Below are 13,852 nucleotides of genomic sequence, written 5' to 3' on the forward strand. Positions count from 1 at the left end.
CTCGTCGAATTGATTGTTTTTTGATCATTTGGCGAGTTTAAAAGTTGCGCTAGGTGGTATGCCGGGGAAATACATGGCTACTTCAGACCATCCCTAATCTTGATGTAACAATAATTGATCGGACTTGCCCATGGACTTCGTCCCTTACGCGGTACCGTTTTTCATTGCCCTGATTGTGCTCGAACTGCTGGCTGACCGTTGGCGCGGCGAGCGCAACTACCGGGTGGCCGATGCCATCAACAGCCTGAGCACCGGTGTGTTGTCCACCACCACCGGGCTGTTGACCAAGGGCGTGGGCCTGCTGACCTACGCCTTTGCCCTCCAGCACCTGGCACTGTTCGAGCTGGCGACCCAGAGCGTCTGGACCTGGGTGTTTGCCTTTGTCTTCTATGACTTCTGCTACTACTGGCTGCACCGCTGCGGGCATGAGCGCAACATCCTGTGGGCGGCGCACTCGGTGCATCACCAGAGCGAGGACTATAACCTCACCACGGCCTTGCGCCAGACCAGCACGGGTTTCCTGTTGAGCTGGATCTTCTATCTGCCACTGGCTGTGGCCGGTGTACCGCTGGTGGTCTTTATCAGTGTGGCGTCACTCAACCTGCTGTATCAATTCTGGGTGCATACCCGTCATGTGCCCAAGCTTGGCTGGTTCGAGTGGTTTTTTGTCACGCCGTCCAATCATCGAGCCCACCATGCACAGAACGCTCTCTACATGGATCGCAACTACGGTGGGGTGTTCATTATTTGGGACCGCCTGTTTGGTTCGTTCCAGGAAGAAGACGAAAACGAGCCGGTGATCTTTGGCGTGACCACGCCTTTGGCCAGTTGGAACCCGCTGTGGGCCAACCTGCAGTTTTATGCGCAGTTGTGGAGTGATGCCCGGCGTACCGAAAGTGGGTGGGACAAGTTGCGTATCTGGTTTATGCGCACCGGCTGGCGCCCGGCGGACGTCAAGGCCAAGTACCCGCTGGCCAAGCCGGACCTGAGCCAGTTCCGCAAATTCGAGGTGCCCCTCGATACACGCCAGCAGGTCTACATCGCCCTGCAATTTGCCGCGTATGTGGGCTTTGGCAGCTACCTGATGAACTTTGGCGAAGGCATGCCGACCGCCGCGTTGGTGCTGGGCTGGAGTGTGATGGCGTTGGGGCTGTTTACCTTGGGCGTGGCACTGGAGAACCGCCCATGGGCCTTGAAGGCTGAGTTGCTGCGGCTGCTGCTGAACGTGCCGCTGGTGTGGCTGGCGCCGCTGGTCGGGTTGTGGCCGGCCAGCGCGCTGGGCTGGCTGGGGCTGGCCAGCTACAGCCTGCTCAGTGTCATCGGCCTCTACTGTTGTCGGGGCCGGCTTACTCGGTGGGTGTCGTAGGCTCGGGCTTTTTCGGCTCGGCCAGTTGTGCCTGCGCCAGTTGGGCTTGCTCGGCGGCGCAGTTTTCCCGGGCCAGGCGGGCGTTGCGGATGCGCCGGCGCAGCCACAAGCCCAGGCCGAGCACCAGCAAGGCGCCCAGGACCCACAGCTCGTACTTCTTGACGCTGCCCAGCATGCCTTCGAGCACGGCGCCAAAGTGATAGGCCGCCGCGCCCAGCGCTGCCGCCCAGATCGCCGCGCCGATACCGTTGAGCAACAGGTAGCGCCCCGGCGGGTAGCCGGACAGGCCAATGGCCACGGGCATGACCGTACGCAAGCCGTAGACGAAGCGGAAACTCAGTACCCAGATATCCGGGTGCCGGCGGATATGCTCCAGCGCCCGATCGCCCAGCAGTTGCCAGCGTGGCTTGCGCGCCAACAATTTGCGCCCATGCTTGCGGCCCATGAAGTACCAGAGCTGGTCGCCGGCGTAGCTGCCGAAGAACGCGACCACCACCACCACGTTGATATCCATGTATCCGCGGAACGCCAGGAAGCCTGCGAGTACCAGAATGGTCTCACCTTCAAAGAACGTCCCCAGGAAGAGGGCAAAGTAGCCAAAGTCATTCAGAAATTGTTGGAGCATTGTCTGGGTGCTGGCGAAATGAACGCGCAGCCTACGCCTTCGCGAACATTCATGAAAGTATCGAGATGTGTCACGAAGTGAACATTTCCTACGGAAACCATGAAGGAGACGACAGGCCGCATGCCGGATGGATGAGTAAGCACAACTGTCATTCCTTCGTCATAATGGCCGCTTATAACTGTCACGCTCGCCCGTCAAGCCGGGCTCAGGAGTCTGCCGTGAGCTTTACCCCCGCCCAACGCCTGTTTCCCGCTACCCGCCTGCGCCGCAACCGTCGTGATGATTTTTCTCGCCGCCTGGTGCGTGAAAACGTCCTGACGGTGGATGATCTGATCCTGCCGGTGTTTGTGCTGGACGGTGAAAATCGCCGGGAAGCGGTGGCGTCGATGCCGGGTGTCGAGCGTTTGACCATCGATCTACTGCTGGAAGAGGCCGCACAGTGGGTCGAGCTGGGGATCCCGGCGCTGGCGCTGTTCCCGGTCACGCCGGCCGGGCTCAAGTCCCTGGACGCCGCCGAGGCCTGGAACCCCGAAGGCATTGCCCAGCGCGCAACCCGCGCCCTGCGCGAGCGGTTCCCGGAGTTGGGGGTGATCACCGACGTGGCGCTGGACCCGTTCACCACCCACGGGCAGGATGGCATCCTGGATGAAGAAGGCTATGTGCAGAACGACATCACTGTTGACGCACTGGTCAAGCAGGCGCTGTCCCATGCCGCCGCGGGCGCCCAGGTGGTGGCCCCGTCGGACATGATGGATGGTCGGATCCAGGCGATCCGCGAGGCGCTGGAGCTGGCCGGGCATGTCAATGTGCGGATCATGGCCTATTCGGCCAAGTATGCCAGTGCCTACTACGGCCCGTTCCGCGATGCGGTCGGCTCGGCGTTGAACCTGGGCAAGGCCAACAAGGCCTCGTACCAGATGGACCCGGCCAACAGCCACGAAGCCTTGCACGAAGTGGCGGCGGACCTGGCCGAAGGCGCCGATATGGTAATGGTCAAGCCTGGCATGCCGTACCTGGACATCCTTTATCGGGTCAAGGAGGAATTCAAGGTGCCGACCTTTGTCTATCAGGTCAGTGGTGAATATGCGATGCACATGGCCGCGATTCAAAATGGCTGGTTGAGTGAAGGCGTCGTCCTGGAATCTCTTACCGCCTTTAAACGTGCGGGTGCCGATGGCATCCTGACTTACTTTGCCGCCCGTGCCGCCCAATTGCTTAGAGAGCAACAATAGCCCTCACAGGAACACTCGATGAATACCGAAGGACTCACAGACGTTGCTGTAAAAGATGCGCACCCGGTGGTTGAACAGGTCGCCGAAACCCCGTCGGAGCTTGTGCCTGAGCAGCCTGTCGTGATCGCGGAGCCGGTGGTGGCGGCACCGCCTCTGGTGATTCCGAACCTGGACGACAGCAGCCTGTACATCCATCGCGAGCTGTCGCAACTGCAATTCAATATCCGTGTGCTGGAACAGGCGCTGGATGAGTCCTACCCGCTGCTGGAGCGCTTGAAGTTCCTGCTGATCTTCTCCAGCAACCTGGACGAGTTCTTCGAGATCCGTGTCGCCGGCCTCAAGAAACAGATCACCTTCGCCCGTGAACAGGCCGGCGCCGATGGCCTGCAGCCGCACCAGGCCCTGGCCCGCATCAGCGAGCTGGTGCACGGCCATGTGGACCGCCAATACGCCATCCTCAACGACATCCTGTTGCCGGAGCTGGAAAAGCACCAGGTGCGCTTCATCCGTCGGCGCAACTGGACCGTCAAGCTCAAGACCTGGGTCCGTCGCTATTTCCGCGACGAGATCGCGCCGATCATTACCCCGATTGGCCTGGACCCGACGCACCCGTTCCCGCTGCTGGTGAACAAGAGCCTGAACTTTATTGTCGAGCTCGAAGGTATCGATGCCTTTGGCCGTGACTCGGGCCTGGCGATCATCCCCGCGCCGCGCCTGTTGCCACGCATTATCAAGGTACCGGAAGAGGTCGGGGGGGCTGGCGATAACTATGTATTCCTTTCGTCGATGATCCACGCCCACGCCGATGACCTGTTCCAGGGCATGAAGGTCAAGGGCTGCTACCAGTTCCGCCTGACCCGTAACGCCGACTTGGCGGTAGACACCGAAGATGTGGAAGACCTGGCCCGCGCCCTGCGCGGCGAGCTGTTCTCGCGGCGCTACGGCGACGCGGTGCGCCTGGAAGTGGCGGATACCTGCCCCAAGCACCTGTCGGACTACCTGCTCAAGCAGTTCAACCTGGCCGAGACCGAGCTGTACCAGGTCAACGGCCCGGTGAACCTGACGCGCCTGTTCAGTATCACCAGCCTGGACAGTCACCCGGAGCTGCAATACACGCCGTTCACCCCGCAGATCCCGAAACTGCTGCAAAACAGCGAGAACATCTTCAGCGTGGTCAGCAAGCAGGACATCTTGCTGCTGCACCCCTTCGAGTCGTTCACCCCGGTGGTCGACCTGCTGCGCCAGGCCGCCAAGGACCCCCACGTCCTGGCCGTGCGCCAGACCCTGTACCGCAGCGGCGCCAACTCGGAAATCGTCGATGCACTGGTAGACGCTGCGCGTAACGGCAAGGAAGTCACGGCGGTGATCGAGCTGCGTGCGCGGTTCGACGAAGAGTCCAACCTGCAACTGGCCAGCCGCCTGCAAGCGGCCGGCGCGGTGGTGATCTATGGCGTGGTGGGCTTCAAGACCCACGCCAAGATGATGTTGATCCTGCGCCGCGAAGCCGGTGAGATCGTGCGTTACGCGCACCTGGGCACCGGTAACTACCACGCCGGCAACGCCAAGCTCTACACCGACTACAGCCTGCTGACCTCCGACGACGCCTTGTGCGAAGACGTCGGCAAACTGTTCAGCCAGTTGATCGGCATGGGCAAGACGCTGCGCATGAAAAAACTGCTGCATGCGCCGTTTACCCTGAAGAAGGGCATGCTCGACATGATTGCCCGCGAGACCCAGTTCGCCCTCGATGGCAAGCCGGCGCACATCATCGCCAAGTTCAACTCCCTGACCGATCCGAAGATCATTCGCGCGCTGTACAAGGCCAGCCAGTCCGGCGTGCGTATCGACCTGGTGGTGCGGGGCATGTGCTGCCTGCGTCCGGGCATCGCGGGTGTGTCCCACAATATCCATGTGCGTTCGATCATCGGCCGCTTCCTGGAGCACACGCGGGTGTTCTACTTCCTCAACGGCGGCGAAGAGCAGATGTTCCTGTCCAGTGCCGACTGGATGGAGCGCAACCTCGACAAGCGCGTCGAGACCTGTTTCCCGGTGGAAGGCAAGAAGCTGATCATGCGGGTCAAGAAGGAGCTGGAGAGCTATCTGACCGATAACACCCACAGCTGGAGCCTGCAATCGGACGGGCGCTACCTGCGCAACACCCCGACCGGCAACCAGAACCCGCGCAGTGCGCAGGCGACCTTGCTGGAGCGCCTGGGCAGCCCGGTGCTGACGGTTCGCTGATATCGACCATGCCTACATCGGCCACCGGGAAATCGGACAGGATTGTCAGATTTTCCAGGTTGGGGAGCCCAGGCTCCGGTTCCTAGACTGACCTCGGGCTATCAGGCGATAGCCGGTACAGGGCAGTTAAGGAATTTTCGATGATGGGATCCGTTGGTATCGGGTTGGGCACTGTGGGGCTATACGAAGCGCTGGCTTCGCCGCCAAAGGGCTACCGCAGTGCGCAGGCCATGTCGTCCGACATGGCTCGGGCGGCAGTCACTTGCGAGTCACTGGTGCGCGATGCATTGAGGCGTATTGCCACTATCGATCAGGGTTTGCAGGGCGGCAATGCCTTTGTGCAGGTCAACCCCGATGCGCGTGAACAGGCGCGCATGCGCGACCAGGAGCGTGCCGGCGGTATTGTGCGCGGGTTTTTGCATGGCGTGCCGGTTGCCCTGAAAGATGTCTTTGAAACCCGCGGGAAAATGCACACCAGTGCCGGGTCCCGGGCGTTGGTCGGTTCACCGTCGAGCAAAAACGCCAGGGTCGTGGACAACCTGCTCAAGGCCGGCGCCGTGATCGTGGGCAAGACCAATATGAGCGAACTGTCCAACTTCCGCTCCAGCGTACCGGTCGATGGCTGGAGCTCCCGTGGTGGGCAAACCCTCAATCCCCATCGACTGGGAGGGCAGGTAGCAGGGTCCAGTTCGGGGTCGGCGGTGGCGGTCGCCCAGGGCCTGGTGCCGCTGGCACTGGGCATCGAGACCAATGGCTCGATCATTGCCCCGGCGGCCTACAACGGCGTGGTCGGGCTGAAAACCACGGCCGGGCTGGTGAGTACCGAGGGGGTGATGACCAGTTCAAGGTTGGATTCGGTGGGCACCTTTACGCGCAGCGTGCGCGATGCTGGCGAAGCGCTCAATGCCATGACCGAAACAACCGGCTACACCGCCGGGCTCACGCCGGATGCCTTGCAGGGCAAGCGCATTGGCTACACGCCGCTGCCTGTGTTGTCGCCTGAGGAGGCCGGGGATCCGGCCTTGCGCGCGGACCGTCAGCACTTCGCGGACGCGATCGCATTGCTGGCGTCCAGGGGCGCCGTCATGGTGCCGATAGGCAGGCTGGATGCGGAGGTCTCCCGTGAAGCTTACGATCAATACAGCGATGCGCTACTTGCCGGGATCAAGCACCACCTGGACAGCTACCTGGCTGGTCGGGAAGGGTTGCCCGTGAAGTCGTTGGCTGAACTGATTGCCTTCAATGAGCGTGACAGGCAGGCCGGGGAGCCGGACCAGGCATTGCTGGAGCAGATCAACCGCCTGCAGGTGACGGATGAACAGCGCGAGCAACTATGGGCGAGCGTCCTGCCGGTGTTCAAGGGCACCCTCGATAAGCCGCTGAGCGAGCACAGGCTCGATGCCATCGTGTCGAACTTCCGCTCTGACAGTTACTACTTTGCTGCCGCTGCCGGTTACCCCGGCATCTCGGTGCCCTCGGGCATGGATGACGAGGGCATGCCGACGGCGCTGCATTTTTCGGGTGTGGGCAACAGTGAAGCCACGCTGCTCTCGGTCGCCCATGGCTATGAACAGGCCTCGCAGGCCATCCGCGAGCCGGCGTTCTTGCCTGGCACGCCGGTGTCGTCCGAGAACGCCTAGGGGGTCAGTGCACGTTCAGGCTGAAACCCACCCGCGTCAGCCACTCGGCCTCCTGGGCGAAATCCGCCTGGGTCAGCTGGTTTTCATCCAGCCAATTTTCGGGGAACACCACATCCAGGCTGTCGCCATTGGCGAGCAGGGTGACTTGCGGCATCTGTTGGGTGCCGCGAATGTGATGGAACAGGATCGCAAAGCGCAGCAGGGCGCACAGGCGAATCAGCTTGATGCCCTCGGCGCCGAACTCGGCGAACTTGTCCTTGGGAATATTGCGGCGATGACCGCGTACCAGCAGCGCCAGCATCTGCTGGTCCTCCCGGGAAAACCCCGCCAGGTCAGAGTGCTCGATCAGGTACGCACCGTGCTTGTGGTAATGGTAGTGGGCGATATCCAGCCCCACTTCATGGACCTTGGCCGCCCAGCCCAGCAGTTCACGCCAGACCCCGTCTTCCAGCTCCCAGTCCGCAGCCACCTGGTCGAAGGCATGCAGCGCCTTGCGCTCGACCCGTGCCGCCTGTTCCAGGTCAACGTGGTAACGCTCCATCAGCGAGCCCAGGGTGCGCTCACGCACGTCTTCATGGTGATGGCGGCCCAGCAGGTCGTAGAGCACGCCTTCACGCAGGGCGCCATCGCAGTGGTCCATGCGTTGCAGTTCGAGGGCGTCGAAGATGGCTTCAAGGATCGCCAGGCCGGCCGGGAAGATGGCCCGGCGGTCGGGCTTGATGCCCTCGAAGTCGATCTTCTCCGCATCGCCGAGCTTGAACAGCTTGCGCTTGAGCCAGGCCAGGCCTTCGGCATTCACCTCGCCGGTGCCATGGCCGCCGGCCTTCAGGGCCAGGCCGATGGCGCGGATGGTGCCGGATGAGCCGATGGCTTCATCCCAGGTCAGGCGGTGCAGGGCGTGCTCGATGCTCATGATCTCCAGCCGCGCTGCCGTGTAGGCCTGGGCGTAGCGGGCCGGGGTGATCTTGCCGTCCTTGAAATAGCGTTGGGTGTAGCTGACGCAACCCATTTGCAGGCTTTCGCGCAGCAGCGGCTCGAAGCGCTGGCCGATGATGAACTCGGTGCTGCCGCCGCCAATGTCGGCCACCAGGCGTTTGCCGGGGGTATCGGCCAGGGTGTGGGAAACGCCGAGGTAGATCAGGCGCGCTTCTTCACGGCCGGAGATGACTTCCACCGGGTGCCCGAGGATCTCCTCGGCACGGCGGATGAATTCGCCCCGGTTACGCGCTTCGCGCAATGCGTTGGTGCCGACGATGCGCACGGCGCCCTGGGGCATGCCGTTGATCAACTGGGCAAAGCGCTTGAGGCAATCGAGCCCGCGCTGCATGGATTCTTCGTTGAGCTTGCGCTCGTCGTCGATCCCGGCCGCCAGTTGTACCTTTTCGCCGAGCCGCTCAAGGATGCGGATCTCACCGTTCTGGGCCTTGGCCACGACCATGTGAAAGCTGTTGGAGCCCAGGTCGATGGCGGCGATCAGGGACAGATTCTTGGCTTTGGATTGCGGCATGGGTAGGGGATCTCGGTCGATAACCTCGCCATCGTGCCACGATCAAACGCTGACGCCAACGCGCAGTGCTCGGTGATTTGCCCTACACATGCTCTCGATCAAAATTTGTAAAAAATGTAAGGCAAATTCCTGGATGGCGGATGACATCATTCCAGGGGCTGTAGGTAAGTAAGAGGTAGTTGGTTTTTTTAGAGTTTTTATGCTGTTTCCTACATGGTGAATCTACTTGTGAAGGTTCATAACTTGTTTTGGACTACTTCTGAAGTTTGTGAGGTTGACAATTGTTTTTAACGAGTCTCACAAGGATCAAGGTTTAGTCTTATATTTCTTGGGTGAGTCGAAGAGGGAAACTGTCGTTCGGCAATGATGCCGTGGTGTTATTTATTTATGGCTTTTTGTTTCATGGAGGAACTCATTGTGGGCGGTGGAACTGTCCGGTTTGAATAAAAAATACCTGACACTTACAAACGACAGGTTGATCATGAAAAAAGTATTAGGTTTGACGATGGGCATTATCTGCTTGGGTGCAAGTATTGGCGCTCAAGCAACAAACGTTGCGCAGTTGGTGGTGCGTGGCACGATCGTTCCCGCAGCCTGCAATCTCAGCCTGGGGGGTGGTGGGATCATCGACTACGGGACCATCCGCTCCGGTGAGTTGTCCCAGACCGCCTTCAACCCCCGTGAAGAGAAAACCACATCGCTGTCTGTCAACTGTGGCACCACGCCGACCAAGTTCGGCCTGGCCCTGACCGACTTGCAGTCGGCCAGCAAGGTGCCTGGCATCCTCGGTAGCGGTTACACCGAAGCCCAGAACTTTGGCCTGGGCGCTACAGCGTCCCGGCGTACGGGCGGGTACTCGGTCACGCTACGCGACCTGAGGTCTTCAGGCGCTACGTTGAATCCGATCGTGCGGATCAGCCAAGGCGCCTGGCAGAGCAGCGATGGCAAAGTCGCGCAAGCACCTAGCCAGTACTCATGGCGTAATAGTGCAACGATTACGCCGGCCGCGATCGCTCAGCTAACAGGTGTCATTGCTGTAAAAGCGGTCATCAACAAGGCACAGGACCTGGACCTGTCGCGTGATGTCACCCTGGATGGGCGTGCGACCTTAGTACTTAGCTACATATAAGCGAAGAAAACAGCCGATAGTGGGACGGAAGTTGTCATGGTACTTGCGGAACTTATCGGCTGCTTTCGCGTGGGTGATTATTTATTTGCTGAATATTTGGGTCGTTGCGGAGAAAACACGGTGAATCGTTTTTTGAAAGCAAGTGTGACGCTGTTGTGGTGTGCAGGTTTATTGTTTGGCGCAAATGGCATCGTGATAGCCGATGGTATGCAGCCCGAAACAACCGTCGTCGTGCTTAATGAAGAAGACGGTGAAGCAACGATCAATATCAAGAACACAGACCCGGGGCCCGCACTGCTTTATTCGGTCATCGAAAACATACCGGAAGACCAGGAGCCATTGCTGATAGTCACGCCACCGATTACCCGGGTCGAGGCCGGCGAAACCCAGTTGGTCCGTTTTATCAGCACCGCCGGGGCGCCACTCAAGACCCAGCGCCTGAAGCGTGTGTCCTTTGAAGGTATTCCCCAGGCTCGCACCCCCGGAGGGGCGACCATTGGGATCACGCTGCGACAGAACCTGCCGCTGATCCTGCACCCCAAGGGGTTGGCCAAGCACCAGGCACCGTGGGAGTTGCTGAAGTGGAAGCGCCAAGGCAGTCGCCTGACGGTCCACAACGACAGTGCGTATGTGGTACGGCTGGCGCTGGAGTTGCAGTTGCTGCCGGAAAAACGGCTGGCGACCCTGCCGCGCAGCTATGTCCTGCCGGGTGAAGTGCTGGCGGTCGACACCCAGGGTTCCCTGGCCGGTGTTACCTCGGTGGTTTTGCAGCCTGCCACGGTGTATGGCTTCAGTGTTGACAGCTACAAAGCTGATGTGACCGATCATGGGATTTGACCGGGCGGTGAGCAAGGGGGCCGGTGCAGCCTGTTGTTCGGGGCTGTTTATGGGCCTGGCAACCCTTTCAGGGTTTCATGGCGAGGCGTTGGCCCTCGAATTGGGGGACGGCTTTGACCTGGCGGCCCTGACCACCCACGGCATTGACCCAAAGGTCTCGGATTATTTCCGCAGTGCTGCGCGCTTTCGCGAGGGTGTCCAGGTGGTCGGGCTGCGGGTCAATGGCGTCGCATTGGGGCTGGTCGATGCCCGTTTCGACTATCAGGGTCAGTTGTGCTTTACCCGTGGGTTGCTGGACAAGGCCGGCTTGCGGGTGCCGTCGACGGTCCTGCAGGCGGGTGTTACGGCCGACCAGGCGTGCCATGACTTCCTTGGCGAGTTCCCGGCGACGCTGGTGAGGTTGCGTCCCAGCAATGACGAAGTGTCGCTGGTGGTGCCCACGCAGTCGTTTCGCGAGCCGCAATGGGAGGCGGGCAATTTCAGCCAGGGCGGTACGGCCGCCCTGCTCAATTACGATGTGCTGGGGTTCGATAACCAGGGGCGCAATGATTCCAGCCGGTTTGTCTCGGCCTATACCGAGGCGGGGTTCAATCTTGGCAACTGGGTGGTGCGCAGTCGGCAGTTCTATATCTCTGATAATGGCCGGGGCAGCAGCGAGCATGTATATGCCTATGCCCAGCGGGATTTCGCGCCCCTGCAATCGACCTTCCAGGTCGGCCAGATCTCCAGCCGGAGCCCGGTGTTTGGCGGGCTCCAACTGTCGGGTTTCCAACTCTTTCCCGATGGTGTTTCACGCCTGGGGAGCGCCAATGACGTTGTGGTCGAGGGCTTGGCCCATAGCCAGGCGAGGGTCGAGGTGCGCCAGTCCGGGGTGCTGATTTATTCGACCCTCGTGCCTGAAGGGCCGTTCAGCCTCACCGGCCTGCCGCTGCTCAATGGCACCAGTGACCTGGACGTGAGCGTCATCGACATGCGGGGTGGCAAGCGCAGTTTTGTGGTGCCCGCTGCGTCCTTCGGTGCCCAGGTGCCTGTTGCGCCAGGCTTTGACTTTGCCCTGGGCAAGGTGCGCGAAACGCTTCTCAGCGACCGGGAGCCGCCGGTGGTGGCGATGGGCAGCGGCACCTGGGGCCTGGGGGCGGGCACGGCCCTGGGGTTCGGCTTGCTGGGGACGGATGAATACCACGCGGCAGGGGGGACATTGAGTCGTGTCTTTTTCCAGCGGGTTTCGGTGGCGGCACGGCACAACGTGTCCCGGGATCAGGTGCGTGGCGTGGGGGGCACGCGCAATGCCTTGTCGCTGAGCAGCCCAGTGGGCGCCGGGGTTGAGGTCAACCTGAGTGCCACCACCCAGAGTCGAGGCTATCGCGATGTCCTGGAGGCCGGCGCATCGGCCAGGGATGACCTGGATGCGCGCTTCCATCGCCAGTACACCGTCGGGTTGAGTTGGGGCGGGCCGACGTTCGGCGGGTTCTCCCTTAGCTATTCGCGCAGTGAGCAGTTTGACGGGCAGGGTGCCGAGCATGTGTTTGCGTCGTGGAACCAGCGCTTCAGGGATGTCGATGTGGCCCTGATCGCCGATTCGCAGACCGGCCCGTCAAGGCGGCGAAAGCGTCGTTACACCGCCAATGAGGAACTCCCCTCCGAAGGCGTGTCGGTGCGCCTGCAAGTCAGCGTGCCCTTCGGCGAGAGCCGGCGCCTTACCTCCTTCGCCAGCCGCCGCAATGGCCGCTCCGATATCGGTACAACCCTGTCGGAACGAGTCAACGAGTATGTGGACTACGAAGTCGGAACCGAACGCGACCTGACGGATCGTCAGCAAGCGGTACACGGCCGGGTCGATGTCATGCCGCGCTACACCCGTGTGGGTGCGGGAATCAACCGGGATGCATCGGGCACCAGCTACACCGGGCAATTGCAGGGTGCCATTGTGGCCCATGAACAGGGGCTGACCTTTTCGCCCTACGCGGTGCAGGACACTTTCGGCTTGCTGTCGGTGGGCAATGTCTCAGGCGCCAAAGTCGAGACCCCCCAGGGCCCCGTCTGGACCGATTACCGTGGCTTCGCGGTCATTCCTGGCTTGCCGGCCTACAGCAACAGTCACCTCGAAGTGCAGACCCAGTCCCTGCCCAAGCGTGTCGACCTCAAGAACGGCACGCAGACGCTCGCCGCCGCACGCGGCTCGTTCAATACCGTGGAGTTCAAGGTGATCAGCGCTCGCCGCGTGCTGTTGACCGCTCGCGACGCCAGTGGGCGGGCATTACCCCAGGGCGCCCCGGTATTTGGCGAGGACAAGGCCTTCCTGACCAGCGTGGTGGGTGAAGGCCTGATCTTCCTGAATGACAGCCAGCCTCAGCAAACCCTGAGGGTGGAAATGCCGGGCTCCACGAAACCCTGCCTGTTGCAACTGAACCTTGAGCCAGAGCCTTCCAATGAAAAACTGTATGAAACCGCCTCGGCAACCTGTCGTGCGCTGTAAATCGCCAGGCAGGGTCTATCCATGCCTGTTGTTCGTGATGGTGTTGTTGATCAGTGAGGTCAGCGCCGCCAGCTGTCAGTTGGCGTTAAGCCAGCCGCGGGTTGATTGCGGTGTATTGCGCCAAGGGCAGGTGTTTGACGGGCACGCCAACCCGCAGTCCCTGGGCAAGCGTACGGTGCTGTTGAACGTAGTGTGTATCGACCCGGTCCCCATGGCGCTACGGTTCAGTGGGGCGCCAGGAGGTGCGCAGGGCTTTCGGTTTGGCGGCGCCGGTGCCGTTGCCCTGAGTGTCCGGGATGCCCACCTTGACGGCCGGTCCGTGGACCTGGTCGCCGAGGATTCGGCGCCGGCAGAGGCCAGCGAGCGCCTTGTGCCCGGGCAGGTTCTGATCGCCCGGGCGGCTGGTGTACCGGTAACCGGCCGTCGGTTATCGGTGCAACTGGAGATCGACCCCTCTCTGTCGTCCGATGCCTTTTCTGTCCGCCGTGAAACAACGCTCGAAGGGCAGATACAGGTCGAGTGGCTGCCGCGTGGGGTTGGCGTCAGCCCGGTTGCTCCACCGAGCCAATGACGTTGGCCGGCTCAGCGGTGCGCGGTTGCGTCAGGCACTGCTGGAGCGCCATGCCGGCTTTCTGCCGCAGGTCAGCGTGGGCGGCGTCGAGGTCTTCGCCGTCGGCTTCGGCAATGGGCCATACCCAAAATGAGCGCATCCCATAGCAAGAGTCAATCAGCGGCGGCTTCCTGAATGAAGGAAGGGCGGCTATGATGGGCAACGTTTTTTTTGCTTACAACCCGGAGA

Annotated in this window: 11 protein-coding genes; 8 read left to right on the forward strand and 3 right to left on the reverse strand. The window is 61.3% G+C overall.

Annotated features, from left to right (window positions below; translation table 11 throughout):
• Window positions 1–130 precede the first annotated feature (130 nt).
• Entirely contained in the window at window positions 131–1,366 is a 1,236-nt protein-coding gene (locus AO268_RS09660; RefSeq protein ID WP_099168553.1) for a sterol desaturase family protein, read from the forward strand.
• Here AO268_RS09660 and AO268_RS09665 read toward each other — a convergent pair.
• Window positions 1,347–1,991, reverse strand: coding sequence for a DedA family protein (locus AO268_RS09665; protein WP_076964238.1), 645 nt, complete (start codon window positions 1,989–1,991; stop codon window positions 1,347–1,349). The two genes, AO268_RS09660 and AO268_RS09665, sit on opposite strands and share 20 nt — an antisense overlap.
• Before the next feature lie 218 nt (window positions 1,992–2,209).
• Here AO268_RS09665 and hemB point away from each other — a divergent pair, with 218 nt between their 5' ends.
• The 3 genes from hemB (at window position 2,210) to AO268_RS09680 (ending at window position 7,104) form a co-directional block, all read left to right on the forward strand.
• Window positions 2,210–3,223 carry a porphobilinogen synthase gene (hemB, locus tag AO268_RS09670; RefSeq protein ID WP_099168554.1) on the forward strand — a complete coding sequence of 338 codons (1,014 nt, stop codon included), beginning with the start codon at window positions 2,210–2,212 and terminating at the stop codon, window positions 3,221–3,223.
• Window positions 3,224–3,241: 18 nt separating this feature from the next.
• On the forward strand, window positions 3,242–5,464 hold the full coding sequence (ppk1, locus tag AO268_RS09675) for a polyphosphate kinase 1 (protein WP_099168555.1): 2,223 nt from the start codon (window positions 3,242–3,244) through the stop codon (window positions 5,462–5,464).
• Between the two features lie 230 nt (window positions 5,465–5,694).
• Complete coding sequence (locus AO268_RS09680; RefSeq protein WP_099168694.1) at window positions 5,695–7,104, forward strand: amidase family protein; 1,410 nt, start codon at window positions 5,695–5,697, stop codon at window positions 7,102–7,104.
• Window positions 7,105–7,108: 4 nt separating this feature from the next.
• On the opposite strand, the gene ppx is transcribed toward AO268_RS09680, so the two are convergent.
• Complete coding sequence (gene ppx, locus AO268_RS09685; RefSeq protein ID WP_099168556.1) at window positions 7,109–8,611, reverse strand: exopolyphosphatase; 1,503 nt, start codon at window positions 8,609–8,611, stop codon at window positions 7,109–7,111.
• 481 nt (window positions 8,612–9,092) lie between these two features.
• Between ppx and AO268_RS09690 the strand changes: the two genes are divergently transcribed.
• From AO268_RS09690 to AO268_RS09705, 4 genes are all read left to right on the forward strand, one after another.
• On the forward strand, window positions 9,093–9,740 hold the full coding sequence (locus AO268_RS09690; RefSeq protein WP_076964279.1) for a DUF1120 domain-containing protein: 648 nt from the start codon (window positions 9,093–9,095) through the stop codon (window positions 9,738–9,740).
• A gap of 144 nt (window positions 9,741–9,884) precedes the next feature.
• Window positions 9,885–10,577, forward strand: a complete 693-nt coding sequence (locus AO268_RS09695) for a fimbria/pilus chaperone family protein (RefSeq protein WP_236309557.1) — start codon at window positions 9,885–9,887, stop codon at window positions 10,575–10,577.
• On the forward strand, window positions 10,567–13,053 hold the full coding sequence (locus AO268_RS09700; protein ID WP_373562124.1) for a fimbria/pilus outer membrane usher protein: 2,487 nt from the start codon (window positions 10,567–10,569) through the stop codon (window positions 13,051–13,053). Before AO268_RS09695 ends, AO268_RS09700 begins: the two co-directional genes overlap by 11 nt.
• Window positions 13,019–13,624, forward strand: coding sequence for a hypothetical protein (locus tag AO268_RS09705; protein ID WP_176561357.1), 606 nt, complete (start codon window positions 13,019–13,021; stop codon window positions 13,622–13,624). Before AO268_RS09700 ends, AO268_RS09705 begins: the two co-directional genes overlap by 35 nt.
• Here the strand turns inward: AO268_RS09705 and AO268_RS32690 are convergent.
• Window positions 13,596–13,763: a hypothetical protein gene (locus AO268_RS32690; RefSeq protein WP_176561358.1), complete on the reverse strand. Its 168-nt coding sequence runs from the start codon at window positions 13,761–13,763 to the stop codon at window positions 13,596–13,598. The genes AO268_RS09705 and AO268_RS32690 overlap by 29 nt on opposite strands.
• Window positions 13,764–13,852: the final 89 nt, after the last annotated feature.

Source organism: Pseudomonas sp. ICMP 8385 (assembly GCF_002699915.1).
GTDB classification, from domain to species: Bacteria; Pseudomonadota; Gammaproteobacteria; order Pseudomonadales; family Pseudomonadaceae; genus Aquipseudomonas; species Aquipseudomonas gessardii.

Excerpts from the sequence above, each read along its gene's own strand:
- AO268_RS09700 (WP_373562124.1), top strand. The coding sequence starts at position 10,567 with ATGGGATTTGACCGGGCGGTGAGCAAGGGGGCCGGTGCAGCCTGTTGT.
- AO268_RS32690 (WP_176561358.1), bottom strand. The coding sequence starts at position 13,763 with ATGCGCTCATTTTGGGTATGGCCCATTGCCGAAGCCGACGGCGAAGAC.
- AO268_RS09705 (WP_176561357.1), top strand. The coding sequence starts at position 13,019 with ATGAAACCGCCTCGGCAACCTGTCGTGCGCTGTAAATCGCCAGGCAGG.
- ppk1 (WP_099168555.1), top strand. The coding sequence starts at position 3,242 with ATGAATACCGAAGGACTCACAGACGTTGCTGTAAAAGATGCGCACCCG.
- AO268_RS09690 (WP_076964279.1), top strand. The coding sequence starts at position 9,093 with ATGAAAAAAGTATTAGGTTTGACGATGGGCATTATCTGCTTGGGTGCA.
- ppx (WP_099168556.1), bottom strand. The coding sequence starts at position 8,611 with ATGCCGCAATCCAAAGCCAAGAATCTGTCCCTGATCGCCGCCATCGAC.
- AO268_RS09660 (WP_099168553.1), top strand. The coding sequence starts at position 131 with ATGGACTTCGTCCCTTACGCGGTACCGTTTTTCATTGCCCTGATTGTG.
- AO268_RS09665 (WP_076964238.1), bottom strand. The coding sequence starts at position 1,991 with ATGCTCCAACAATTTCTGAATGACTTTGGCTACTTTGCCCTCTTCCTG.
- AO268_RS09680 (WP_099168694.1), top strand. The coding sequence starts at position 5,695 with ATGTCGTCCGACATGGCTCGGGCGGCAGTCACTTGCGAGTCACTGGTG.